The 25,437-nt window shown below is 69.3% G+C and carries 22 protein-coding genes; 10 read left to right on the top strand and 12 right to left on the bottom strand.

Features of this window, described 5'->3' with window-relative positions; genetic code table 11:
* Positions 1–39 precede the first annotated feature (39 nt).
* On the top strand, positions 40–921 hold the full coding sequence (locus ACFY3V_RS17680) for a hypothetical protein (RefSeq protein WP_389774414.1): 882 nt from the start codon (positions 40–42) through the stop codon (positions 919–921).
* Between the two features lie 126 nt (positions 922–1,047).
* Here ACFY3V_RS17680 and ACFY3V_RS17675 read toward each other — a convergent pair whose 3' ends face one another.
* The 5 genes from ACFY3V_RS17675 to ACFY3V_RS17655 form a co-directional block, all read right to left on the bottom strand.
* On the bottom strand, positions 1,048–1,506 hold the full coding sequence (locus tag ACFY3V_RS17675; protein WP_389774411.1) for a hypothetical protein: 459 nt from the start codon (positions 1,504–1,506) through the stop codon (positions 1,048–1,050).
* A 205-nt stretch (positions 1,507–1,711) separates the two neighbouring features.
* Positions 1,712–2,386 (bottom strand): hypothetical protein, encoded by a 675-nt coding sequence (locus ACFY3V_RS17670; RefSeq protein WP_389774408.1) that lies wholly within the window; start codon positions 2,384–2,386, stop codon positions 1,712–1,714.
* A 413-nt stretch (positions 2,387–2,799) separates the two neighbouring features.
* The gene (locus ACFY3V_RS17665) at positions 2,800–3,111 is read right to left on the bottom strand and encodes a hypothetical protein (protein WP_389774405.1); all 312 of its coding nucleotides are present in this window, start codon (positions 3,109–3,111) and stop codon (positions 2,800–2,802) included.
* Positions 3,112–3,279: 168 nt separating this feature from the next.
* Positions 3,280–3,732 carry a hypothetical protein gene (locus tag ACFY3V_RS17660; RefSeq protein WP_389774402.1) on the bottom strand — a complete coding sequence of 151 codons (453 nt, stop codon included), beginning with the start codon at positions 3,730–3,732 and terminating at the stop codon, positions 3,280–3,282.
* Between the two features lie 126 nt (positions 3,733–3,858).
* On the bottom strand, positions 3,859–5,037 hold the full coding sequence (locus ACFY3V_RS17655; RefSeq protein WP_389774749.1) for a helix-turn-helix domain-containing protein: 1,179 nt from the start codon (positions 5,035–5,037) through the stop codon (positions 3,859–3,861).
* A gap of 354 nt (positions 5,038–5,391) precedes the next feature.
* On the opposite strand from ACFY3V_RS17655, the gene ACFY3V_RS17650 reads away from it, so the two are divergent.
* On the top strand, positions 5,392–6,063 hold the full coding sequence (locus ACFY3V_RS17650) for a class I SAM-dependent methyltransferase (RefSeq protein ID WP_389774399.1): 672 nt from the start codon (positions 5,392–5,394) through the stop codon (positions 6,061–6,063).
* A 72-nt stretch (positions 6,064–6,135) separates the two neighbouring features.
* On the opposite strand, the gene ACFY3V_RS17645 is transcribed toward ACFY3V_RS17650, so the two are convergent.
* The 6 genes from ACFY3V_RS17645 to ACFY3V_RS17620 all read right to left on the bottom strand — a co-directional run bounded on the left by ACFY3V_RS17645 (position 6,136) and on the right by ACFY3V_RS17620 (position 13,429).
* Entirely contained in the window at positions 6,136–7,422 is a 1,287-nt protein-coding gene (locus tag ACFY3V_RS17645; protein WP_362900403.1) for an FAD-dependent oxidoreductase, read from the bottom strand.
* Complete coding sequence (locus ACFY3V_RS17640; RefSeq protein WP_389774396.1) at positions 7,422–8,792, bottom strand: NAD(P)/FAD-dependent oxidoreductase; 1,371 nt, start codon at positions 8,790–8,792, stop codon at positions 7,422–7,424. The genes ACFY3V_RS17645 and ACFY3V_RS17640 overlap by 1 nt, the downstream gene beginning before the upstream one ends.
* Entirely contained in the window at positions 8,789–10,222 is a 1,434-nt protein-coding gene (locus ACFY3V_RS17635; RefSeq protein WP_389774393.1) for an FGGY family carbohydrate kinase, read from the bottom strand. The genes ACFY3V_RS17640 and ACFY3V_RS17635 overlap by 4 nt, the downstream gene beginning before the upstream one ends.
* Positions 10,219–11,688 (bottom strand): amino acid permease, encoded by a 1,470-nt coding sequence (locus tag ACFY3V_RS17630; RefSeq protein ID WP_362900409.1) that lies wholly within the window; start codon positions 11,686–11,688, stop codon positions 10,219–10,221. The genes ACFY3V_RS17635 and ACFY3V_RS17630 overlap by 4 nt, the downstream gene beginning before the upstream one ends.
* 182 nt (positions 11,689–11,870) lie before the next feature.
* Entirely contained in the window at positions 11,871–12,638 is a 768-nt protein-coding gene (locus tag ACFY3V_RS17625; RefSeq protein WP_362900411.1) for a DeoR/GlpR family DNA-binding transcription regulator, read from the bottom strand.
* A 239-nt stretch (positions 12,639–12,877) separates the two neighbouring features.
* Positions 12,878–13,429 (bottom strand): hypothetical protein, encoded by a 552-nt coding sequence (locus ACFY3V_RS17620; RefSeq protein ID WP_362900413.1) that lies wholly within the window; start codon positions 13,427–13,429, stop codon positions 12,878–12,880.
* 497 nt (positions 13,430–13,926) lie between these two features.
* Between ACFY3V_RS17620 and ACFY3V_RS17615 the strand changes: the two genes are divergently transcribed.
* Positions 13,927–15,303 carry a hypothetical protein gene (locus ACFY3V_RS17615; RefSeq protein ID WP_389774388.1) on the top strand — a complete coding sequence of 459 codons (1,377 nt, stop codon included), beginning with the start codon at positions 13,927–13,929 and terminating at the stop codon, positions 15,301–15,303.
* A gap of 68 nt (positions 15,304–15,371) precedes the next feature.
* Positions 15,372–16,979 (top strand): alpha/beta fold hydrolase, encoded by a 1,608-nt coding sequence (locus tag ACFY3V_RS17610; protein ID WP_362900417.1) that lies wholly within the window; start codon positions 15,372–15,374, stop codon positions 16,977–16,979.
* 187 nt (positions 16,980–17,166) lie between these two features.
* Here the strand turns inward: ACFY3V_RS17610 and ACFY3V_RS17605 are convergent, their stop codons facing one another.
* Complete coding sequence (locus ACFY3V_RS17605; protein WP_362900419.1) at positions 17,167–17,769, bottom strand: helix-turn-helix domain-containing protein; 603 nt, start codon at positions 17,767–17,769, stop codon at positions 17,167–17,169.
* 82 nt (positions 17,770–17,851) lie between these two features.
* Here ACFY3V_RS17605 and ACFY3V_RS17600 point away from each other — a divergent pair, with 82 nt between their 5' ends.
* The 6 genes from ACFY3V_RS17600 to ACFY3V_RS17575 all read left to right on the top strand — a co-directional run bounded on the left by ACFY3V_RS17600 (position 17,852) and on the right by ACFY3V_RS17575 (position 25,405).
* Complete coding sequence (locus ACFY3V_RS17600) at positions 17,852–18,850, top strand: SDR family NAD(P)-dependent oxidoreductase (RefSeq protein ID WP_362900421.1); 999 nt, start codon at positions 17,852–17,854, stop codon at positions 18,848–18,850.
* Positions 18,851–19,843: 993 nt separating this feature from the next.
* On the top strand, positions 19,844–20,581 hold the full coding sequence (locus ACFY3V_RS17595; RefSeq protein ID WP_389774383.1) for a VWA domain-containing protein: 738 nt from the start codon (positions 19,844–19,846) through the stop codon (positions 20,579–20,581).
* A complete protein-coding gene (locus ACFY3V_RS17590) occupies positions 20,581–22,452 on the top strand; it encodes a protein phosphatase 2C domain-containing protein (protein ID WP_389774379.1) in 1,872 nt (623 codons plus the stop codon). The genes ACFY3V_RS17595 and ACFY3V_RS17590 overlap by 1 nt, the downstream gene beginning before the upstream one ends.
* The gene (locus ACFY3V_RS17585; protein WP_362900427.1) at positions 22,449–23,552 is read left to right on the top strand and encodes a hypothetical protein; all 1,104 of its coding nucleotides are present in this window, start codon (positions 22,449–22,451) and stop codon (positions 23,550–23,552) included. Before ACFY3V_RS17590 ends, ACFY3V_RS17585 begins: the two co-directional genes overlap by 4 nt.
* 231 nt (positions 23,553–23,783) lie before the next feature.
* Complete coding sequence (locus tag ACFY3V_RS17580) at positions 23,784–24,800, top strand: PASTA domain-containing protein (protein WP_389774374.1); 1,017 nt, start codon at positions 23,784–23,786, stop codon at positions 24,798–24,800.
* On the top strand, positions 24,797–25,405 hold the full coding sequence (locus tag ACFY3V_RS17575) for a hypothetical protein (RefSeq protein ID WP_389774371.1): 609 nt from the start codon (positions 24,797–24,799) through the stop codon (positions 25,403–25,405). Before ACFY3V_RS17580 ends, ACFY3V_RS17575 begins: the two co-directional genes overlap by 4 nt.
* Positions 25,406–25,437 lie beyond the last annotated feature (32 nt).

Genomic DNA, 25,437 nt, shown 5'->3' with positions numbered 1-25,437 from the left:
GTCCGGTGCCCCGAACGCCTAAAAAAGGACGAACTTTCGATGAGACGATGGGCTGCCCTCGGGGTCTCCGTGCTGATCGCGTCCATGTCGGGCACCATGACCCCCGCCGCCGCCGCGCAGGCGGGCGCCCCCGATCCGGTACGCGCGCTCAAGCAGCACCTCCGAGACGAGCACGGCGTTCGGATCTCCGAGACCAACCGCTTCTTCTATGGCGAGAAGTCGACGGTCTCCGGGAGCGGGATCCTGATCAGAGGTCGTCTCCAGTTGTCCCCGTCGGGTCCAGTGGCCGCGGATTTCACCTGGTGGGACCTCTCCCGGCCGAAGAAGGGGACCCCGTCCAAGAAATCGGACCCCTACCGGGTGATCCGCGTCGGCAAGACCACCTACGACGACGCCACCCGATACCCCGGGCCCGTTCCGGACGGCAAGAAGTGGGTCCGCTTCCCTGACGAGCATCGGGGACGGATGAACCGCGACATGGCCCGGGGCGCCAGCCTGCAGCCGATCGACGTCTACGACCCGTCCATGATGAGGGCCGTACTGAAGCGCTCGGCGAGCAAGGCCGTCTCCGGCGGTTTCCTCTACCGGGGCACCGTGAGCTACCAGGAACTGCGCAGGATCTCCAAGAGTCCCCCCGTCGCCTGGACCTCGGGCAAGCGCATCGGTAAGAAGAGCAAGGGGAAGGTCTCCTGGCGACTCTGGACCGGCCGTGACGGTCTGCCCAAACGCCTGGTCACCGCCGACAGCGCGGGAGCGGGGAAAGCGCCGCTGGTCAAGCGGAGCGACACGCGCTACACCGACTGGGGATGCCCTCTCGTCATCGCCGCCCCGCCCGCCGACGAGGTCATCTCCGAGAAGGACCTGCGGGAGTACGCCCGCAGACAGAACGCCTCCGCTCCGACGGACTCAGGGAACACCTGACACACTCCGTCGATAACGCCGCGCGGTCGCCCGTAACCCCGCTCTGCGGCTCCCCCGGCGGTCCGGACGGCTCGGTGCGCGGGTCGGGCCGACTACCGCGCCGGGTGCGGGTCGGCACGACGGATGTCAGGCGGCCAGAGCCAGCGTCGGAGGCAGGTAGGTGATGTCACTGGTAGCGGTGTAGAGGCGCCAGTTGAGCGAAGCGGGACGACTGACCACGCTCACACGCAGCCCCGCCCCCGCCAGCCAGACGGCCAGGTCGGTGAAGTAGCCGTCTCCCGAACCGATGACGACCCGCTCGAACCGCAGGTCGATCCTGCCGCTCACCGCCGCCTCCGCGAGAGCGCTGTCGGCTCCGTCGGTCCCCGGGCGGATCAGCAGCTGCGCCCCCCGGATCGCGATCCCCGCGTTCACCATGGAGCGGGGGTTCATCGCGACGATGAACTGATCCATGGGGCCGATCGGGACGCGCTCGCGATACTCGTTCATCGTCTGCCTCACCTCGGCCGTCGTCGGCGCGGAGGACGCCGTCAGGTTCTCGATGTCCAGAAGGTGGATCGACCGTCCGTCACGCAGAGATCTCATAGCCCGCCCCACTCACTTCTCATCGTGGCAAGTAAGTCGAGAATAAATTCTGTGAACTTAGTATGCAAGTTTTTTGCCGTCGAGACGTTCACAGTGGAGTCGACCGGAGGACATGGACATCACCCGCTCCTCCCCCGCACCCGGTTGAGCTACGACATCACCCCGCCCTTCTGGAAAAGGACGGGGTGATGTGAGCTTCCCAAGGTCAGGCGATGGTGGCCTTCCATCGGCCGCGCCGCAGGTGGATCGTCCCGTCAGGACTGATACGGACGTGCGCGCCGTACAGCGGCAGCGATCCCTCCCACAGCCAGTGGTCGCGGGCCTCGTCGAGCACGTCCCACAAGCGTCGCGGTCCGCCCTGGTGCACGGTCGGGAGTTCGCGGCCGGTCTGCTCGGCGCGTACCCAGGATCCGTCCCCGTGCACCATGAGCGCGATCCGGGTGTCGCCGTTCTCGCGGTAGTCGTGTTCGATGCCGGGAGCCATGATCTCCAGCATGGAGCGCAGCTCCCAGGCGTTCTCCTCGATGTCGATCACGGGATGTCGGCCGGTCGAGACGTCCTCGCCGTCCGCCGCACTCGCGGTCTCCGTCAGGCCGGCCGGGCCAGGCGAGTAGTCGGCGCCGGTGCCGACGTCGAGGACGGTGCCCTCATCGCCGATGCGGGCGTGCCGATACATCTGCACCACCAGACCCGGCAGCGTGGACGAGGAGGCGGGCCGCCCGGTCGGCCCGCCGTCAGCCTTGGCATGGTCGGCGTGGAGCGTGCCGACCCTGGTGACGAGGGTGCGATCCCGGTAGGCGGCCTCCAGCCATGCCTCCTCGTCGGCCGGACCGTGCCGGAGCTCCCAGTGGCCGCTACTCCAAGCCCACCACGCAGGCACGAACCGGTGGCGGGGAATGGAGGCGACGGCGTCACGCTACCGTGATCCCGGGTGGGTGACGCGGTCGGCGAGCCGCCGCGCGTGAAGGCGCCAGTCCATGACGGTCAGTCTCCTCTTCTACTTCAGAGGCGGGGACGTCATCGGCCGATCCCTCTCGCCGGAATCGGCCTATGATGCCGTGTCGGGTGGAGCCCGTGACCACGAGAGCGCCGCCCTCCTCTTTCACCCCCTGATGGGATGAAAGTCGGCGTCTCCCGTGGTCACGGGGGTCGTGCCCGGCCACCTCCCGCCCGGCGTCGGGTGGAGGTCCGGTCGTCTCTCCCGTACGGCCCGGACGCGCGATGTCGCACCCCCGCGTACGGAATGGGTCGTGACAGGCACGCTGAGACCTGGCTCCACGTGCCGCCACGCGATCAGGGGGCCGGGGCGGCGTGGACGCGTTCGGCGATCCGGCGTGCGACGTCGGCGAGGTCGAAGGCCGGGGCGTCCGCGTCCGGAGCACCCAGGCCGGGTCCCCAGTGGACGACCTCGCCGCTGTAGCCGGTCCACACGGTCAGCGCCTCGCCCACCAGCAGGCGGGGCTGTCCGCCTTCCCGGACGAGTTCGGGGAAGATCTCGTGGTCGGCGAGCCTGGCCCGCAGCCGTTGGAGGGCCGCGATGGCGAGTTCCCGCTGCGTGACGTGTCGGAGGCGGTCGCTCGCCGGGGTGGCCGGTGGCGGAATCATGGTGTGCGTCCTCTCGCGTGGTGGGAGCCGGTGAAGGAGGTGAGCGGCCCCGAGGCCTTCCGGCGTCGGAAACCGGTGATCGTCCCGGGGCCGCCTCTGGCGGGCGCGGGGGCCGGGCGGGGTGGGGTGTAGGCCGCGCCCTGTAGAGGACCCGCCAGAGTTGAAGGGTCAGATGGGCGATGCGTCGGCGGGTTCCATGAGCGCCTCCAGGCATTCCCGCTGATGCCGCAGCCACGGCTGCCGGTCGAACAGCTCCACCAGCAGGTCGGCGGCACCTGCGGGATCGGCCGAGGGATACAGGACCATACGACCGGTGTTGAACCAACGGAACATTTTTGGCACGCTCCAAACGAGCAGGCCCGGAGCGAGGCTCAGCACGTAATGGCCACCGGCCGTTTTCATGACGTCGGAGTCCCGGGTGGGGATACCGCGTTCCGCCAAGGCACGGCACAGTTGCTCCATGGCGAGCTTCGGGAGCCCTCGGCGTAGCTTCGCGCACAGTTCGGCGAGGCTCCGGGTGCCGAAGACTTCCGCGTTGACGGTGGCCTGCCACCGCCCGTCCACACGGGCGAAATCGACGCCGGGGAACTCGCGGCGTGCGGTGTCGAGCACACGATCCATGACGGCGTCGCACTGCTCGGGACGTGAGGTCATTGTCGCTCCGGATGTCCGGCTGACTGATCGACCACACCGTAAGCAGCCGTCACCGTCCGCAACCGAACAGATGCGAACGAACTCTGAGTTCGCCTACACGAGGATCTTGTGGCGCTCGGCGAGGTGTCGTGCCTCGGGCGCCCAGGAGGGTTTCGCACGTCGCGCCAGGGAGGAGACCATCTCCCGCAGCAACCGCTTCTGATCCAACTCCTCGGGACACTCCCGCTCGATCCGCAGGAGGTGAACGAGACTGGCCGCGTCGTCACCAAGGTCCTCGCAGGCTCGCGCGACCTCTGACAGATGCGTGGTCCGGCGCTCCACCGAGATGGTCTGGGTGAGGTCGATCTCCTCGGCGAGCCGCACGATCGCCGCAGGCTGCCGCGTCTCGTACTCGATGCTGACCATGTGGATCGCCACGTTCATCCGCCCGAAGAACAGGCCCATCATGGGTCGCCGCTCGTCAACGCGTCGAGCGAGGTCGTAGGCCGGTCCCCGAAGAAGCTCCCGCGCCCGGTCATCGTCGCCGACGCGGGTCAGCGCGATCGACGCCATCAGGTGCAGGCCGCCGAACACGCTGATGTGGCGGTCGTCGCCTTCGGCGACCGAGGGTTCGATCTGCTCCATGCCGTGGCGAGCGACGTCGTAGGCGATGTCATGCATGTCGTCGCTGAGAAGGCTCTGCCCGAGGTTCCATTGGGCGTAGGCGATCATCAACGGGTCTTCGCTCTCCTCGGCGTAGCGCATCGCCCGGTCTGCTGCCAGGTGCGCCAGGTCCACGCGGCCCAGGTGCTTGAGCACGCCGCGCGCGAGGATGTAGGCGTCCGCCGCGGCCTGGCACGCGGCCAGACGATCCTCACCGCTCGGAGTGTTGAGCAGCAGGTGCTCGGCGTCGCCGAGAATGCCGGGCAGGCTCCGCATCAGGATCGAATACTTGGTGGGCGCGGTGAACCACGCCTCACGGGCCGCGGTGACCCGCTCGACGACCTGTTCGGCATCCGGTGGTTCGAGATCACCGGCCAATGTCCGATAGGTGAACATGGCACGTTCGATGTCGCCGACCTGCGGACGGCCAGGTTCGTGGGAGTCGCGGGGACTCTCACCGAGGAGCACGGCGGTGCGTACGCCAAGGACAAGGGCGATCTGCCGCAGCAGCGGTATCGAGGGGATTCGCTTGCCTTGCTCGATCAGTTCGATGTGCCGGGTTGTGCAACCTGCCCGCGTTGCCAGCGCCGTGGTGCTCATGCCTTTGGTTTCACGTTGGCGCCTGATCATGTGCCCTGTGATGACGTCGCTCATACGACCCCGCCTCCCCTGAAGGCTCTCCCCCCTCAGGCTAGATGTGCGGGGCTCGCCCACGCCCGGGGTTTTTGGCTACATCCCCCTGGCGTTTTCCATACGGGCGAGACATGCCGACAGTTTTCGGATGAGACGGCGCTGAACCATACCCTCAGCAGTTACCGAGGCGATCATAAACATCGAGATTTTCCGGAGATCCCGCTGGTCCGCCTGCCGATCCCACAGGAACGACTCGCCTTCCGGCCTTCTCGCAAAGTCCCAGAAATTATGATCGACTCAGTATTGTCTCGGTCAGTGGAATTCACTCCCCCAACACAGAAGAGCCGATATATGACGAGTGCCGAAAGCGAATCAAGTGCCTCGATCGCCTCTTTCTGGGATGCCTTCGCCGCCTCCTTCGACGAGGAGGCCGACCACGGTCTTCGCGACCCCGCCGTCAGGACCGCCTGGGCAAAGCGCCTGCGCTCCTGGATGCCCGCCTCGCCCGCCGACGTCCTGGATCTGGGATGCGGCACCGGCTCGTTGTCCCTGGTGCTCGCCGAGCAGGGGCACCGGCCGGTCGGGGTGGATCTGGCCCCGCTGATGATCGAGCAGGCCCGGCGCAAGCTCACGGCGGCAGGCTTCGACGCCGCGATGATGGTGGGTGACGCGAGTGACCCGCCCGCGCGGGCCGGGACGTCTTTCGACGTGGTCCTCTCCCGTCACCTGTTGTGGACCCTGCCCGATCCGCGGGAGGCGTTGCGCCGGTGGATCGGCCTGCTGCGGCCCGGCGGGCGTTTGGTTCTCATCGAAGGGCGTTGGGCGTCGGCCGAACCGAGCGAGGATCAGCTCTACGAGGGGAGGTCCGAGCCGCTGCCGTGGGCGGGCGGGGTCGAGGCGGAGCGTCTCCTGGCGGCGCTTCGGCCGCTGGTCGAGACCGCCCGCGTCGAGCCGCTGCCCGATCCCGTCCTGTGGGGACGGGCCATCCAGGACGAGAGATACGCCGTCGTCGCGTTCGCGTAGTCGTTCGCGCTTCAGGCCGGACCCCTGAGAGACGGCAGCGGTACGGCCGGATGAATGCCGTAGAGAGTGATGTCAGCCCTCCACCCCGATGTGCACGGGGCCCGCCTCCGGGGAGACCGCCCTCAGGATGCCGCTCGGGATACGGAACACCCGTCCCGGGGCCGCGGGCCACCACAGTCGTCTGCGAGCGATGACCCGTCCCCCCTGCCGGAGCACGATCCGGGGGAACGGGATGTAACGGTCGCTCCACAGCAGCAGGCGGTGTCGGGCCGGGGCCGGGTCTCCGGGACGGAAGATCTCCGGCGCCACCCAGCGGAAGGGCGCGTCGGCGAAGAGACGGACCTGTTCGGCCGGGGCGCTCCGTCCGGCCAGCCAGTCGATGACGGAGCGTGCCACATGGGCGCCGTCGATCGCCGCGATGTCGGCGGTGTCCACCGGATGGAGCAGATTGCCCACCGCGAACACCCCCGGCCGCTCGGTACGGAGCGCGTTGTCGACCAGCGGGCCCTTCGTGCCGGGGTCCAGGGTGATCCCCGCGGCGCGTGCCAGCTCGTGGTCGGGAATCCAGTCACCGGTGAGGACGAGCGTGTCGCACTCGACGATCCGCCTCCTTCCGGTGTCGAGGTCCTCGATCTCGACGGCCCGCAGCTGTGGCCGGCCGATCACCTTCGTCACCCGGGTGCGGGTGGCGACCCTGGTCCGGAAGAGGATCCTGCCGGGAACGCTGAACAGGGAGTAGGAGTCCGGCCGGGGATACTCGGTGGTCATCAGAACGGTCCGGCAACCGGCTTCGCGCAGGGTCAACGCGGCCGACCAGCTGACCAGCTCGGCGCCGACGACGACGGCCTTCTTGCCGACCTTCCCGTGCCGCAGGTGGACGAGGTTCTGCAGGTGCCCGGTGGTGTAGACGCCGTGGGCCCGGTCTCCGGGGATGAGCCGGGCCGGGCGGGGGCGCTCCCGGGCACCGGTGGCCAGGATGACGGCCCGCGCCTCGACGCGGACGCGCCCTTCGGGGGTGGTGGCTTCGATCACGCGTTCCCCGGCCCAGTTCGTCACGGTGGCGTTCGTCAGGATCTTCGCGCCGGCGGCCTCGGCCTGCCGGACGAGTCTCCTGGCGTAGGCGGGACCGCTCATGAAGCGTCTCATGTCCCTGATCCCGTAGCCCGGATGATCACTGTGCCGGGGGATGCCTCCGGCCGCGCTCTCCCGTTCCAGGACGAGGACGTCGCCGTCGACCTTCGGCGCGAGCGCGCGGGCGGCGCTCAGTCCGGAGGGGCCGGCGCCGATGACGACGACGGCCGGGGTGAGGACGGTGACGTCGCCGGACGTGGCCCCCACCGGGGGTGTCAGCGGTGTCATTAGTGCTCCTCAAGCAGCTTCTTGACCTCGGCGCCGCAGAAGAATCCCTGGCAGCGTCCGTTCATCGCCCGGGTACGGCGGCGCAACCCCTCCAGGGTGGCCGGTGGGATCGGCGACGCGAAGGTGTCGCGGATCTCGCCGGCGGTCACCCGTTCGCAGAAGCAGACCACCCGGCCGTAGGCGGGGTCGGCGGCGATCCGGGCGGCGTCCTGGTACGGGCGGGTGAACGCCTCCCCGAGGTTGGGCATCCGGGGCGGTTCCGGCAGGTTCTCCCGTGGCACGAGCGCCAGGCCGGCGTCGCGGGCGAGTTCGGCGACGTACTCGGCGATGGCGATGCCTGCGGTCAGACCGGTCGAGCGGATCCCGCCGACCAGCACGTAGCGCCGCCCGGCGTCGGCCTCGATGAGGTAGTCGGGGTGGTCGCTCGCGGCCCGCAGACCGGCGTAGGTCGCGGTGACCTCCTCGCGCAGCAGGTCGGGCATCAGCTTCGCGCCCTTGTCCAGCAGGAAGCGCAGTCCCTGCTCCGAGGTCCCGGTGTCGGTGCGGTCCGTGAGGTCCTCGGCGGTGGGGCCGAGCAGCACGTTGCCGTAGACGGTGGGGCTGATCAGCACGCCCTTGCCGCGCGAGCTGGGCACCGGCAGCACGATCCGGTCGACCATCGGGCGGGCCGCCTTGTCGTAGACCAGCAGCTCGCCACGGCGTGGCGTGACCGTGAACCGGTCGTGGCCGAACAGCCGGTCGACGACGTCGGCGCCGAGTCCGGCCGCGTTGACCACCCAGCGGGCCCGCACCTCCCCGCCGGAGGTACGCAGCACCGTGTGGTCTCCGCGGTCCTCGACCGAGGAGACGGCCCGGTTCAGCAGCGGCGTCACGCCGCGACCGACCGCGTCCGTGGCCAGCGCGAGGTTGGTGGTCCAGGTGCAGATGATGGACTCGTCGGGCACGGTGAGGCCGCCCAGTGCCCCCTCCCCGAGGTGGGGCAGCTGCCGGTACACCTCCTCGGGGCCGACGATCTCCGTCCGGTCGTAGCCGTTCTGCTCCGCCTTGTGGCGCAGGCCCGGCAACGCGTCGAGTTCCTCGACGGTCCAGGCCACCAGCAGGGCCCCGGTGCGTTCGACCGGGATGCCGGTCCGCTCGGCGTACTCCGACAGCAGGTGGTAGCCCTCGCGGACCAGCCGGGATTCGAGGGTGCCGGGTCTGGCGTCGAAACCGGTGTGCAGGATGGCGGTGTTCGCCTTGCTCGTGCCGTCACCGACGTCCTCACGCGCGTCCAGCAGTGCGACGCTCAGCTCGTAGCCGGCCAGCTTCCTGGCGATGGCCGAGCCGACGATACCGGCGCCGATCACCGCCACGTCGAACGTGCTGTTCACCGTGCTCCCTCTCCGGGCAGGGTGGTGGCGACCGCCTCTTTCCAGCGGGAGCGGAAGTCGGCCGTCCGGTCGGCGGACCACCGGGGTTCGTAGGTGGTGCTCGGCTCCCACGGGTCCACCGCGTCCGCCAGGGAGAGCGACGGGTCCAGCGCGGCGCGGGCCAGCGCCACCGCCCCCATCGGGGTGGCGTGCTGGGAGGGGTAGACGTCGATCGGGATCCGCGTCAGGTCGGCGACCGACTGCATCAGGACCGCGCTGCGGGTGAGCCCGCCGTCCACCCGCAGCCGGGTCAGCGGCTGCCCGAGGTCGGCGGCGACGAGGTCGCCGAGCTCGGCGACCTGCGCCGCGATCCCCTGCAGTACGGCGAGCACGAGGTGCCCCGCACCGGTGGAGAGGGTCAGCCCGGAGAACGAGGCCTTGGCGTCGGGACGCCACCAGGGCGCCGCCAGCCCGGCCAGCGCGGGCACGCACAGCACCCCTTCGGCGTCCGCCGCCGCGACCGTGTCCAGGTCGGCGGCACCGCGGATGAAGCCGAGATCCTGAATCCACCGTACGGCGGAGGCGGCCGTGTAGACCTGGCCGTCGAAGCAGTACGAGGTCTCTCCCCGGACCCGCCAGGCGACCGAGGCGGCCAGGCGGGCGGTGGAGCGTACGGCGGAGGTGCCGGTGTTGGCCAGCAGGAACGCGCCGGTGCCGAAGGTGCACTTCGCCTCGCCCGCGCTGAGGCAGTTCTCGGCGAGCAGGGCGGCCTGCTGGTCGACCACGAGTCCGCCGACGGGGACGTTCCCGCCGAAGGCGGAGGTGTGGCCGACCACCTCGTCGCAGGCGACGATGCGCGGCAGGCGTTCGCCGCCGAGCCCGAACAGCTCCAGCAGTCCCCGATCCCACTCGCCGTCGTCCAGCCGGGTGACCAGTGACCGGCCGGCCGTGGCGACGTCGGTGACGAACTCCCCGGTCAGGTGGTGGATGATCCAGGAGTCGGAGGTGGTGACCACCCCCTGCTCCGTCACGTTCCGGCGTAGCCAGGCCATCTTCGGGGCGGAGAAGTAGGGGTCCAGGACCAGCCCGGTGGTCGCGGCGATCCGGTCCCCGTACTCCCCCAGCTCCGCGCAGATGCTCTCCGAGCGGCGGTCCTGCCACACGACGGCGGCCGAGAGCGGTTCACCCGAGGCGGGATCCCACGCCAGGACGGTCTCGCCCTGGTTCGCCAGTGTGACGGCGTCGATTCGTACCCCGGCCCGCGCGACGGCCTGACGGCCGGCGTCGAGCACCGAGTCGAGCAGTTCCCGGGGGTTCTGCTCGACCCCGCCTCCGGGCAGGTAGGTGGGGCGGACCGGGAGCTCGGCGAGGCCGAGCACCTGGCCGCGGGCGTCGACGACGATCGCCTTGGTGCCGGAGGTTCCCTGATCTATCGCCAGTACGGTGGTCACCGTCGGTGCGCCCCCTCCGTGTGCCCGCCCTTGGCCGTACCCGAGGCGTCGGCGGTCAGCTCCGCGTCGATGGACTGCATCTTCGGCATCACCAGGCCCTTGGCGCCCCTGGTGAACAGCAGGTAGGCGAAGTACACGGCGCCGATGGCGAGCATGAGGAGCACGTAGACCCACGACTCCACGAACGAGGAGTCACGGAAGAGCAGCAGTTCGAAGGCGAGCCAGAGCAGCGCGACGACGATCACCGGGATCTCCCAGCGGCCCAGGTCGAAGCCCTTGCTCGGCGGCAGCGACCTGCGCTTGACCACGTACATGATGACGGTGCCGGTGTAGATGATCGCCGGCAGCAGGGTGGCGGCGGCGAACAGGCCGAACAGGGCGTCGGTCCGGGTGGAGAAGATCGCCAGGATCAGCTCGCCGACGACGAGCATGAAGACGGTGGCGTTCAGCGGGGTGCCGAAGCGGGGGGAGACCTTGTGCAGGCCCTGCCAGCCGGGGAAGCGCTGGTCGCGGGACATCGCCCAGACCAGGCGGACGCCGGTCATCATGATCACCATGCCGCAGGCGAAGATCGCGATGACCACCAGCACGAGCAGCCCCGTACCCACGACGGGGCCGAGCGACCGGCTGATCACGTCCGCGACCGGGGTGCCGGACTTGGCCAGCTCGATCGGGTCGCCGGCGAGCAGGGTGACCGCGACCAGGAACAGGAAGCCGAGCACACCGGAGGCCAGCACCGCCTGCCACATGGCGCGGGGGACGACACGGGCCGGGTCCTTGGTCTCCTCGGCGAGGTTGGCGGCCGACTCGAAACCGACGATGGTGAACGCGCCGAGCAGGAAGCCCAGCATCCACGGCCCGGCCGAGGTGAGTGTGCCCATGCTGAGGTAGCCCTCGGAGGGGACGGCGCCGGTGCTGAACAGGTTGGCGAAGTTCAGTTCCTTCGCGATGAACCCCACGATCAGCAGCAGCAGGACGAGCGCGATCATGCCGATCAACTCGGCCGTCACCGCGAAGTTGTTGACCCGCTCGGTCCACTTGGTGGAGAGGCCGACGAGCAGCGCCTGGCTCAGGATGACCACGCCGGTGATCGCCCAGGCGTTCATCGCGTTGCCCTCGTAGCCGAGCAGCACGGGCATCACGGTGGAGGCGATGGTGTAGTCGACCGCCACGACCACGACGCCGAGGAACGAGAACGAGACCCAGCCGATGATCCAGCCGAGTACGGGGTTGGCCAGCCGGGACATCCACTGGTAGGAGTAGCCGGTCACCGGGATGCGCGCGGCCAGCGAGCCGAAGATGAACGCCACGGCGAGCTGACCGATGATCACGAGCGGCCAGGTCCAGATGCCCGCCGGTCCCGAGCTGTTCAGCACCGAACCGTACGTGGTGAAGATGCCGGTGGCGATCGAGACGAAGGCGAACGCCACGGCGAACGAGGCGAAACGCCCCGTACCTCGCTTCATCGCCTGCTTGTAGCCGAATTCCGCGACATCGGAGGAAGATCCCCGGCTCTCAGCCGCAGGTGGTGAATAATGGGTCATGGATTCCCAACTCCTGTGTTTCCTGTCAGAGGGTGCATCGGTGCGGTCGTCCGAAGCCGGGTGGCGTTGCCGCGCCGCCCGGCTCTTTCAACGGTCGGGAACGTTCAAGAAAGCACGATCACCCCGCCTTTGCGGGTGAACGTGTCCTGGATGGCGGACGGTGGTTCCGCCTCGGTGACGAGGCCGGTGAACTCGCCCACCTCGGCGACCCGGTGCCGGGCGACCAGGCCGAACTTGCCGGAGTCGGCCAGCACGTACGAGCGCGCCGCGTTCCTGAGGATGATCTTTCGCACCGCGATCTCATCCAGGTGGTAGTCGGTCAGACCGGCCGCGGCGTCGACGCCCCCCGACCCGAGGAACGCGATGTCCGGGTTCAGGTCCGTGAAGAACGTCTGGGCCACCGGACCGGAGAGCGCGAGGTCTCCGGTCCGCAACCGGCCTCCGCAGACGAGAACCTCGATGCCGGGCCGCTCGGAGAGCTCGGCGGCGACCAGCAGGGAACAGGTGGCCACGATCCCGGTGAAGTCCAGTGACAGTGCCCGCGCCACCTGGACGGCGGTGGTCCCCACGTCGATCACCACGGTCTGGCCGGGACGCACCAGGGCGGCGGCGGCACGTCCGATGCGGGCCTTCGCGTCCGCGGCGGTCCCGGTGCGCTCGGCGAACGGGGCCTCCTCGCCACCGACCTGCCCGAGCGCGATCGTCGCGCCCCCGTGGACGCGGGACAGCCTGCCCTGGCGCTCAAGCACCACGAAGTCGCGGCGGATCGTCTCCGCCGACACGCCGAGCTCCTGCGCGAGGTCGTCGGTGCTGACGACACGGGAGGTACGCAGCGCCTCCCCGATCCGCGCGTGCCGCTCAGCGGGCAGCATGCCTGCCCACTTCTGTGGAAATTTGTGCTTGCATGACGGAGATTATGCTTATGTGTGGTTATCCGGTCAATACACAGCGCTCTCGGAGAGGGAAACCTTTACCGGCGGTAGGGATCAGGCAGCGGGCGGGCGTGGCAGCGCGAAGCGCGCGCACGTGGTGGATGGGGCCACCGCCCCCATCCACCACGGCCCGGCCATCCACCACCGGGCGAAGGCCGAGCCGTGGCGGGAACCGCCGGTCAGTGGGTGCAGGTGGCCGAGACGGTGACGTTGTAGATCCACCACGCGCCGCCGGGCGCGGAGTAGACCAGCGACGACGTCGTGCTGTAGCCCGTGCACGCCTGGCCCGCCGCCAGGAGTGCCGCGCGGGCGGCCTGCGAGCCGTTCGCGATGGCGGCGGACGGGCTCGCGCCACCGGCCTGCTGGGTCTCGGTGCGCGGCACGGTGTACGACGGCGGCGTGGACGAGGGGACCTCGCAGTTGCCCGACGCGGTCGCCTCGTAGATCCACGCCGAACCGTCGGGCGCGGTGTAGAGGTGCCTGGTGGTGACGGACACGCCCGAGCAGACCTCGCCCGCCGCGGCGGCCTGCTGGTTCAACTCGGCGCGGGCGTTGTTCTCCGCGGCGCTTTTCCCCGCCGCCGGGCTGGGGCCCCAGCCCGAGGAGGTGGCCGAGCGAAAGGTGGCGGCGAGCGCGGCGGGAGCGAACAGCACCGCGCCGACGGTCAACGCCAGGGCGACGACGAGGGCGAGGCGCAGAACCTGGGCAGGACGACGAACGCTGAGTTCCATGGTGTCCCTCTCGCAAGAGGCCGGAGGTTCGGGATCGTCACCATAAAACCGGGCAGAGCGAGCCGACCAGCGCCCGGAGCGCGGGCAGGCATCCGCGCACGTCAAGGCTGAAACTTTCAGTCAGGTCCGCACCACAGGCGAAAGCCGCATGCGACATCGCCCGCGCGGCTTCGTCCCGCGTTCTTCGCGGCGAACGGACCTTTCTCTGTGCCCCTCCCTCGGCGAGGGCGATGTGGAGATGCCACCCGCTTTTCGAGGACATGCTTGAGAGCCGGGCGTGACGTGGAAGAACCTCATCCCCCCAAAAGCTTCAAGGTGGCATTAAATGCAATTTTCTGATTAAAAGCCAGAATACGGACAAACCGTGGAGGCCAATTGTCGAGCCGACGCGATCGGCTTAAGCTTCACAAGTCACCCTTTCCGCTGAAATATCATTTCCGTTTTTGGCGATGATCTGATCCCCGGCTCACCACCGCCCCCTCCCGAAAGGGTCCACCATGTTTCCCGCCCAACCTTCCCCCGACAGCGGCATGCGCGGGGACCGTTCCAACACGAACTGCGACCCGGACGCGATCGCGCCGACCGTCTTCCAGCTGCTGCTGACGCGCCTGGAAGACCACGTCAAGGAGGCCGGGATCACGCAGAACGCGGTGTGCACCGCCGCGGTCACGGATTTCTGCGCGGCGGTCGCGGACCCCCAGCTCGACACGCTCGCCGGGCCCGCACTGACGGTCCTGAACAACCACGTCGACGCGGCGATGCACGCGTGCTCGCCCCTGGTCGGCGGGTGCTCGGTCTTGTCCTACGTGTCCATGGTCGCCATCAGAGCGACCACCTCCTACGCGAGGGCCAACAACATCGTCGCCAACGAGGACGAGAACACGCGGGTGAACGCGGCGGTGCGCGCGCGCTTCGACTCGTACGTCGTCGTGTGCGAGCGGCGGCTCTACCTGAACCACGCGGACGTCCCCGCCGACCTGAAGGTCCTCATCCAGAACCACGCGCCGGGCTCGCTCAAGGACCCCCTGGTGGAGGCCGCCGAGCAGGTCCTCCACGCGGTGCACACACCCAACGATCCCACCCCGACCCAGAAGACGGCGCTGATCCAGGCCCTGGAGAACCTCGCGGTGGTCCAGGCCATGTACGCCAACAAGCTCGCCGTCGGCTCCGGCGCCCAGGGCGGCACTCTGCCCAACATCAGGGTCACCGACGCGTGCAAGACCCAGAAGCACTTCAACAAGCACGTCGAGCGGTTCTACAAGGACACGCCGACCGGCATGCTCATCTATGCCGCCCTCGTGCAGCCGTCGCGCAGGCCCCCCGAGAAGCACGTGTCGAACATCGAGGTCACCGAGGACACCGTTGAACCCGGCCGGTTCTGGATCGGCACCCGGGTGAGGCAGTACCGGGCGAACGCCGCACGGGTGGGCAACAAGGTGCGTCTTTCGGTGATGGACGAGATCTCGACGGTGGTGCACGAGATCGGGCACCAGGTCGAGTTCTACCTTCCCGTGGTCGAATGGGTGCGCCTGCAGCAGATCCTCAGGATGCGCATGGTGGGCCCTCGACTCATTAACATCTATCCCAACGCGGACAAGCCGGAACCCGCCTTCGACATCGGTGCCATGCCGGCGTTCGAGGCGTACTACACGCCGCTGAACCAGTCGAGAAGCGGAAAATACTATCCCGCCAAGGTCTACTCCTCGGGTGACACCGAGCTGCTGTCCATGACCGTGCAATTCTTCAGCCAGCCGAACACCGCCATCCTCATGATCCAGCACGACCCGGTGCTCGCCGCGACCGTCCTGCGGGCCATCCGCCCTGACGACTTCGCGAACTTCCCCGCCAACCTGCTGGCCCTGCTCCCCACGTAATCCCCTTCACGCATCGCCCGCGACCACGAGGCAGCGCTCGCGAACCGCCCTTCACGGCAGGGAGACCCATGCTCGTAAGGAAAGCCCCGACCGGCGAACGTGCACGCACAAAGGGCCGCGCTCCGGCCGAGCCGCGCGACGCGGGAGGGGACGGCACGAGCGCGGTCCCGGCCGACCCGGCACGCGGGCGGGGCCGGTCCGGGCGCCTCGTCCGTGCCGTGACGGCCGCCGCGCTCGCACCGGTCGCCGCCGCGGCCCTGACCTCCCCCGCGGTCGCCGCACCCGGTACCGCCACCGGGGGCAAGGGACTGCGGTGGGAGGCGTGCGCCGGGGTAAGCGCGCCGGACCTGCGATGCGCACGGGTCACCGTCCCCCTCGACCACCGCCGCCCGCGCGGCCGCACCATCTCCGTCGTCATCTCCCGGCTGCCCGCCACCGACCCGGCGCGGCGCCGGGGCGTTTTGCTCACCACCGGCGGCGGCCCCGGCGGGCCGGGCGTCCCGCTGCCCGTCAGCCTCGCCCCGGCGCTGTCCCCCGAGGTCCGCGCCCGGTATGACCTGGTCGGATTCGACATGAGATTCGTCGAGCGCAGCACACCCATCGGCTGCGGGCAGCCCGAGGAGGAGCCCGGCGGGTTCTGGGTACGCCCCGCGCCCCCCGGACGCCTCCCCGCCGAAGCCGCCGAGGCCCGGCGGTACGCCGAAGGCTGCGTACGGGCCTCCGGCTGGGCCCTGCCGCACGCCACCACCGCGAACGCCGCCCGCGACATGGACCTCATCCGCGCGGCCCTCGGCGAGGAGAAGATCTCCTATCTGGGCGGCTCGTACGCGGGACTGCTCGGCACCGTCTACGGCACGCTGTTCCCCCGTCGCGTGGACCGGTTCGTACTGGACAGCCCGGTGAACGCCGACACGATCTGGCGGCCCTACGAGATGGGCCGCACCCCTGCGTTCGAGAAGGGAACGGTGGCCCTCGCCGCCTGGGTCGCCCGGCGGCACTCCGAATACGGTCTGGGGGAGACCACCGCACAGGTGCACGCCACGCTCACCGGGATCCTCGACCGGGCCACCCGAGCGCCCGTCGTCATCGGCGGTCACGCCTGGACCGTCGGCGAGCTGGGTGCCCTGCTGGTGGCCGGGATCTACGACGAGCGCACCTTCGGCGTCGTCGCCGCGGTCTTCGCCGCCGTCGCGGCCGGACGGGAGCCGTTCCTGCCGTTCCCCATCCGCCCTCCGCGGCCCGAAGGCGTGCCCGGCGTGCCCGCCGACCACCACACCGCCACCAACATCGCCTACCGCTGCGCCGACGCCCCCTGGCCGCGTGACCCGCGTGTCTACCTGCGCGACATCGCCTCCCAGCGGGACCGCCACCCGCTGTTCGGCCCGGCCAACGCCAACATCAACCCATGCGCGTTCTGGCCGCCCGCCAAGGACGAACCGGTGCGGCTCGACGGCAACCGCGCGCCGGCCGCCCTGGTCGTCGCGGCCCTGCGGGACGTGGCGGTGCCGCCGTCTGTGAGCAGGGCCGTGGCCGCGCGCATCCGCGGGTCACGCCTGGTCACGATCGACGCCCACACCCACGCCCCGTTCCCGCACTACGGGAACATCTGCCTCAACGCCACGGTCACCCGCTACCTCACCACCGGTGAACTGCCGGCCACCGACACCGCCTGCTGACCCCGCCGCCCAGCGCCCTCCTCTTGTCCGTCCTGAGCTTCCCCCAAGGTCGGGCAGTTAGCGTTTCCACAGGTCACGCAAGTCCGTTGAGGGAGCCCTGACGCGGAGCAACGAAGTGAGCTTCCCCCAGCAGTCGGACACCGGCGATCGCGCGGTTCTGAACGAATCACGGCTGGGATGGACAGGGTCAGGTGACGGATCGCGCCACCAAGGCCATGGCCTGCCGCATGGCGTTCCGTACCTCGTTGGGACCGTCGCCGCGCTGCAGCGCGGTCAGTGCGGATGCGCTGATCGCGCCCACCATCGCGCCGACCAGGGCGGAGGCGGTGATCGTGTCGAGTCTGTCGGGAAACGCCCGCTGCAGCGCCTGGGCCAGTTCGGTCTGCGCGGAGAGGTAACGCTGCAGCAGCCGGGCCTGTAGCGCCGGCACCGAGGCCGCCAGCCGCGCGCGAAGTGCGGCGAGCCCGCTGGGCAGGTCGCTGTCCCAGGTGTTGGCGATCATCTGGTCCATCGCCCGCACCAGCACCTCGGGCAGCCGTTCCCCGGCGCGGCGCTCGGCGATCGCCTGCAGCGCCAGATCGACGCGCACGTCGGCATTGGCCAGGAGCACATCCTCCTTGGCCTGGAAGTGGAGGAAGAAGGTACGGGGGGACACCTCCGCGGCGTCGGCGATCTCGGCCACGGTCACGTGGTCGTAGCCCTTGTCCTCGAACAGGAGCACCGCCGCCTCGATCAGTGCCTGCCGGGTGCGCTGCTTCTTGCGCTCTCGCAGTCCGTGTTTTTCCACCACGCAGGACAGTTTAGTTCATCTTCCGCATTGATGCATACTATGAATTGATGCATAGACTGTAGCGAGTGGATGGAGATCGTTCATGGGAAGTCTGGACGGACGCGTCGTCCTCATCACCGGGGCAGGGCGCGGCATCGGGCGGGAAGAGGCGCTGTTCTTCGCCGCCGAAGGCGCCAAGGTCGTCGTCAACGACCCCGGCGTCGCCATCGACGGCACGGGCGGCGACGCCGGGGTGGCCGCGAAGGTCGTCGAAGAGATCACTGCCCGCGGCGGACAGGCCGTGGCCAACACCGACAGCGTCGCCGACTGGGACGGCGCCCGCCACATGGTGCAGACGGCCCTGGAGTCCTTCGGCGACCTGCACGTCGTGGTCAACAACGCGACCATCGAACGCAACATGGGCCTGACCGACCTGTCGGAGGAGGACTTCGACGACGTCGTGGCCGTCAAGCTGAAGGGCACCTTCGCGGTAACACACTGGGCGGCCCGCCACTGGCGCGACCGGTATCAGGCAGGGGTCCACACCGACCGCGCCGTGGTCAACACCTCCTCCGGCTCCGGGCTGCTCAACCCGCTGCCCGCGCAGGTCTCCTATGCGGCGGGCAACGCCGGAGTCGCGGCGGTGACCACCGTGGCCGCCCTCGAACTCGGCCGATACGGCGTGCGGGTCAACTGCATCTCCCCCTCGATGGCCCGCACCCGTCTCACCGTCGCCGTTCCCGGTATGAGCCAGGAACCACCGCCGGGCCGGTTCGACCCACTGCACCCGGCCGCCGGCGCGTCTGTCGCCGCCTACCTGGCCAGCACAGCCTGCCCGTTCACCGGCCAGGTGCTGTCGGTACGGGGCGGAACGGTCACGGTCAACCACGGCTGGTCCCTCGGCGGCCACATCCACAAGGACGGGCTGTGGAGCGTGGAGGAACTGGCCGAGAAAGTGAAGGAGTTGCCGATGGACGACCCGTTCGACAAGCTCGCCCAGGCCCTGACCGGCGCACTCGGCACCGTCGGACGCGACCAACTCCAGGAGATGATCAACGCCCTGCTTGACCGGGGAGTCCACTCCGACGCGGCCTCCGCATGACGCGATGAGCCACATCCCGGACCGCGTGCTCAGTCACGCGGTCCGCTTTCCGCGACAGGTCGCCTTGGACGCGTGCGGAGGGAGTTCGTACCGGGTGCCGCATCGGGCGCGACGTCGGAACAACTGCGGCACGGAGGGCTTGATCGTGTGACGGCGCCGGCCAGATGCGCGATCCGGCTCAGCCCGCTGCCGCCCTCGCGTGAATCGGCTGGTGCCACTCCAGGGCCTCGGGAGTGTCCCGGTATTCCGTCGTCGCGCCCTCCTCTACCACGTGCGCCGCACGACACATGCCACAAGAAGACAGCCGCCTCGGCTCATTGGTTTACAACAACCTCAACAGTTCACAGGGATGCTCACCAACGGGAGACAGCAGGCACCGAGGGACACATAAAGATCTCCCCCTTTGACCGGTGGATTGTAGAGCCCCATGAAGACATACACGAAATAGGTTAATTTCGGACTTATAGTGCAAATCTAGCAAATTTTCGCAAGTTGCATGATTCTCGCTCGACACGAGAGAGCCGGATGGGATAAAACACCTCTGAACTTTCCCAGGAGTGGCCGACACTCGCCGCGCTTTCCCTCCTGAACGGAGCCCGGTGAACCAGCAAATGCCGGCAACCGCCGCTCTCCGACCGCTCACCGCTGAAGATCCGCCGCAGATTGGCCCGTATCGCCTGGTGGGGCGTCTCGGAGCAGGCGGTACGGGAGTCGTCTTCACAGGTATTGACGCTCTCGGAGTCTGACCCGGCGCGGGAGCACCGAGGAAACATCATGCGCTCGACCTGGAGTGGATCATCGAAGAAAAACGACGAACCGCGCCGGCTCCCGACCCTGCGGACCGGCGTTGTCGGAGTCTGTCACCGTGCCGCAGCTATTAATTCCCAAAAATGAGTAATGCTGCGGCCTTCACGGCGTATCTAATGGGGTGAGGGGGCCCGTATCGCACACCTCGGGCCGTCCGCGTCAGCGATCTTGAGGAGAGTAGTCGCCGTGTCGCATTCTCCGGAGCCCACCTACAATTATGCCCTTCCAAGGGCGTTTCCCTTCTACATCACGTGCGACGTTTCCCACTCGATGCACGCCCCCCGCGAGGACGGCAGGCAGACTCCGTTCGACATCCTTTCCAACTGTGTCGGGGAGCTGCTCTTTCAGCTCGAGGCCGGTGATCCGGGGGTGAGCGAGGCCGCGCACGTGTCCATCGTGGCCTTCCATGACAGGGCCGACGTGGTGCTCCCGCTCACCCGGCCCTGTGACGCGAGCAACATCCCCGCGCTGCCCAAGGGCGGTCAGACCAATTACGAGCAGGTGTTCCTGACCCTGCGGCAGCTCATCCAGGCCGACTGCTCCCGCCTGGCCGGGCAGTACCAGCTCAAGGCCCCGGTGGTCTTCTTCATCACCGACGGCGAGCCCTTCGTCGGAAAAGGCCGCCAGCCTGCCGAGGTATGGTTGCCCGCCCGTGCCAGGCTGACCGACCCCGCGTTCCCGCACCGCCCGCACATCACGGCGATGGGCTTCGGCCAGGTCACCGAGCAGACACTCTGCCAGGTGGCGACATCCTTCCGGAACAACCCGTTGGCGTACGTCGCGGACGAGTCGATCCAGGCGGTCAAGGTGGTAGCGGCGATAGCCCAGGCGGTCCAGGACAGCATCGGCAGCTCGATCAGGAATTCCGACTTCGTGATCCCGATTCCGGCCGGCATGCGCCGGCTCCCGTGCGGAGGCTCCTGATGGGCCCACCGGGCCGGGTCCGTACCAGCGCGGTCGCCACCCTCGTCATCGGGTTCGCCGTCGCCGGCTGCGGCGGGTCCGGCGACTCGGGACGGCAGATCATCGTCAACGCGCGGGCGGGAGAGCGTGAACAGCTCGTCGCCGAGATCTACGCCGCCGCGCTCGACCGGGCCGACGTCGACGGCGTCGCCAAGAAGGTGGCCGAGATCGCGGACTACACGAAGCAGTCGGGCGACGCACGGGTCGCCATCGACTACGACCTCGACGTGCTCATGGCCGCGTCGCCGGCCCCGTCGACGCCGGACGACCAGCGACTCCCCACAGCCCTCCCCGGGCACACGCTCGTGAGCAGGACGGCGATCCAGAGCCGCGCGGTGCTTGCCGTGTCCCCCTCGCTGCAGCGGGACGTCCGGACGGTTGCCGAATTCGCGCAGAAGTACCAGAACGATACGACCCGGGTCACTGTCCTGGTCCCGCCGGAGTTCAGCGTGTTCAACCGGGCACTGACCGACCGGGGACTCGCCGTCAGCGGTCAGGCGGACTTCGACGCCGCCGCCCTGACACAGTCCGGTTTCACGGGAGGCGCGATCGTCCCGGCCGGCTCGAAGAAGGGGGACCTCGTCCCGCTCGAAGACCCGGACAACATCCTGCCTCCCCGGACGCTGAGCGTGTTCGCCGGCGACCAGGTCGCCGAGAGGGCTCCTGAGGCCGAGCGGGTGCTCCAGGAGGTGACGGACGTACTCACCCCGCAGGTCGTCGACCGTCTGCTCACCGAGGTGAGGAACAACAGGAAGAAACCGGCCGACGTGGCGAGGGACTGGGCGGGCGACAACGTGTCGACGTCGTCCGGGTTCCCTCCGGCACAGACGATCCTGGCCCTGTTGCTGGGCGGGGCAGCAGCGTTCACCGCGCTCTACCTCCTCGGCTGGCGTCCCGCGACCGCCGCGCGTGGAGGGAGGCGGCCGCACGTGGCGCCCCCCGACGCGCCGCGGTCCGTTGTCACGCAGGACACCCGCGTGGTCGTCGGTCCCGAGCCCAGGCGGATCGCCGTGCACCTGCCCTGGAGCACCACCTCGGCCGATGCCGGGCTTGCACTCGACGGAGGCCTGGTCAAGGGCACGACGGTGCGCGCCGCCACGGTACGGGGCCGCACGCACAGCTTCCGCGGCGAGACCCGGCAGGACGCGTACGGCGTGCGGCTCAGCGGCGACGAGCGCTGGGTCATCGCGGTCGTGGCCGACGGCCTGGGCAGCGCGCGCCACGCGGAGATCGCGTCCACGGTCGCCGTCAGGGCCGCGCTGGACGGGATCGACTCCGCGTTGCGGTCCGGTGAACGCCCGCAGAGCTGGGACTGGAAATCCGTGCTCGCCCACGTGTCCGACACGGTCCGGCGGACCACCGAGTCCCTGGGCGCGCCGCGGCCGGGCACCAATACCGAACGCACCCCTTCCGCACGACCCGGGACCACTCTGACCGTGGCCGTCCTCCCTTCGGAGGGAGAGGGGCAAGCCGTGTGCGCCGCCGTCGGCGACTCCCCGGCCATCCTCGTCACCGGCGGCCGGTGGCAGGCGTTGGCGGGCGAAGGAGGAGGCGACAACGTGACGGCGGCGATCCCGGGCGACCTCGCCGACATCCAGGTCCAGATGTTCTCGTGGCGCGCGGGTGACCTGCTGGTGCTCAGCAGCGACGGCTTCGCCGCGGGCGTCGCGGGCGGCCGGACCCCGCTGGCCCAGCGGCTGTCCCAGACCTGGCGAACCCCGCCGAGCCTGGTCGACTTCGTCCGGGAGGTCGACTTCCGCCTCTCCACCTTCGACGACGACCGGACGGTGGTCGCGATCTGGGCCGGACGCCACGATACGGCCGTGCCGTGACGGATCTTCCGATGATCGTCCACGTCGGCGAGCTGACATTCACCGGGGAGGGGCCGGCGCTCCGCGACGGAGGGCAGACGGACGGACTGCGGCTCTGCATCGCCCCCGACCGGCGCACCTACCTGTTCAAGAGGTACAAGTCCGAGACCGCCGACGAGGTGCGCGTCCCCGCGCTGCATTCCATGATCCGCTGGCGCAGGGAGCTCCCGGACGAGGAGCGTGCGGTGCTGGACGAGAGGTGCGCCTGGCCGATCGCCGTCGTCGGCACGCCCGCCAGGGCCGAGGGCATCCTGATCAGGCTCGCCGAAAGGTCGATGTTCGAACAGCGGACCTCCGGCTCGGGTGAGGCGACCGAGACCCCGCGTCACCTCGACGAGCTCACCCGGAGCCCGGACCGTGCGAGGCGGATCGCGCAACGGTACGAGGTGAAGAAGGCGTACTACGAGCCGCCGTACAAGCTGGCCGTGCTCGGTGAGCTGCTGGACACCGTCACCTGGCTGCACCAGCACGGGTACGCGGTCGGGGATCTGCAATTGCGCAACGCCGTCTTCACGATCGATCCGCGCCCCAAGGTGTACCTCCTCGACTGCGACTCCTGCGTGCCGCTCATGGGTGAGGGCGCGATGCCTCCTGTCGACCCGGAACAGTGGAAGCTTCCGGTGGAGCGGCGTGGGGTGGCCTTCGACGTGACCTCGGACCACTACAAGTTCGCCTGGGCGGTGGTTCGCTGCGTCCAGGAGACGGTCGAGACCTGGCAGCCGGATCCGGTGGTCCTCCGAAGGGTCATGCCGTCGGCCCTCGCCGACACGCTCATCGAGTGCAGCCGTACCCTGCCGCCGCCCGGTGTGCGGGAACGGCTCCGAGAGGCGGCCGCGGTGTGGCCGAGGATGGTCATCGGGGAGCGGCTCTACGTCAACGTGGACGGCTTCATCAAGAAGCCCTGGCCGACGGGCGAGTCGGCCGTGACGCCGGCCCCGATCACTGCCACGCCTCCGGTGCCGGCCACCTCGGCAGGTTCGGGAGGAGAAGCGAAGTGGGCGGTCGTGGCGGTGGCCGTGCTGATCGTGCTCTTCTTCCTCGTCATTGCTCTGGGTAAGTGACCTCGTTCAAGGGGAGTGAATCGAATGTCAAGCACCAGCCGTGTTCCGGGCGTCATGACCGCACCCCCCGCGGAGTAGCCGATGCTTCGCCACCTCTCGATGCTCGCCGTGTCATTGGCCGTGTTCACAAGCCCGGTGCTACCGTCCCCCACGCCGACCGTGCCCGGCGGCTGTGAGCCACCCGACGTACGGCGTCAGGAGCTCCAGGTGGCGAGAGACACGCTTCTGAACGTGCCGGACGCGGACATCGACATTCAGGTGATTCCCCAGACCCTCCTGCCGACCTCGACGTCCTACGTCATCGACTACGTGGTGGAAAACTGCTCGGCGGACCGTGGCATCGCCGCCCGGGACAACGTCGTCTACACGGTCATCCTCGAGGTCGGCCCGAAGGTCCCAGATGTGCGAAATCTTTCCCGCGCCGACGCCGAAACCGTCCTTGATGCCGCTGGCCTGGGCAAGGACCCGCGGCCGGCGAGCGCGAGCGCCGACTGGAAGGTGGCCGGCCAGGATCCGCCCGCGGGCCAACTGGTGAGCTTCGGCACGGCCGTGCGAATAGACCTGGTCTCCCCGAATCCGCCCCCGCCCGAGGTCATCACTCCTGCACCACCGCCAGTGAGGCCGGGGTCCCAGGTGACCGTGCCGTCGCTGATCGGACTCGGCCCGGCAGTGGCCAGGCTGCAGCTCTCGGAGGTCGGCCTGGTGCTCCGCGTGGATCCCGATTCGCCCGAGACGGGGTCGATCAGCAGCCAGGATCCCGTGGCCGGCAGCCAGGTCTCCGAGGGCACGACCGTGACGGTGTCGCTGCAGAAGGCGGTGACGGAGCCGCCGAACCCGGGCGAGACGGTCCCTGGAGAGCCCCCTGGGACCGACAATGGCTCCTCTTCACCGCTGATCCCCGTAGCGCTCGTAGGGATCGTGCTCCCGGGACTGGCAATCGCCCTCGTCCTCGTCCTCGTCGCCCGGACCCTGCGGGCCCGCCCTGCCGTGCGAACAAGCGATCCGCACCAGGCCCAGTCCCGGCCACCGTCCCAAACCAAGCCGTATCCCCAGGTCCCGCCCCAAACCCAGCCCCAGCGGGTGCCGTCGATCCACTGCGATCCGCACCCCGATCCCACCCCGCGCCTGGAGATTCGCCTGACCGGCTCTCCGCCGCCTGGCGCGGCCCCGTCCGCCCCGGTGCCGGACATTCGGGTGGAACTGTTCGCGGACCCCGGCCGCCAGGAACTAAGAGAGGTCGTATCGTGACAGTCCACATCGAAACCGAGCCGGGCACTGCCGATCTCCTGCTCTTCCCGGACCCGAGAAACGCGACGGCGGAGCTGTCGCGGGCCCTCGACACGCACCGCACGCTTGAGCGGGTCGAGGACGGCCCCCAGCGAGCGGGGTCGGCCTTCCGCGGCGCGCTCAACGGCAGGGTCGCCGACGCGGGCGGCGAACTGCTGCGCGGCATCGAACTGGGCACGGTCCTGCTCGGCGGCTGGCTGCAGTACCGGGAGCTGGGGCTCGCCGCACGCAGGAGCGTCGAACAACCCGGAAGCACCGAAATAGTGCGCCTGGACGGACACACGATCACGTCAAAGCACGCCCCCTACGTCGACGTGTACATCGAGGGTCAGTACGTGGCCCGCATCGGCTTCGGCATCGACCTGGAGTTCGGCGTCGGCCTGCTCCAGGCGAGCATTCGCAACGGTCGCCTGATGAGCCTGCGCGCGGGCGACTGCTCGGCGAGCATAACGTGGAGCGTGGAGGGCTTTCCGGTGGCCCAGAACACGGCGAGACTCACCATGCCACTCCAGCTCAGGCTCGGTGACGGGATCCGCCTCGTCGGCACGGACGCATCGCAACCATGACCGCGTCACCGCCGATCCGACCGCCGTTCGGG

Origin of the sequence: Streptosporangium sp. NPDC000095, assembly GCF_042899335.1 — a bacterium.
Taxonomy (GTDB): Bacteria; Actinomycetota; Actinomycetes; order Streptosporangiales; family Streptosporangiaceae; genus Streptosporangium.
Note: the sequence above shows the minus strand (reverse complement) of the source record. Positions and strands in the feature narration are given on the sequence as shown.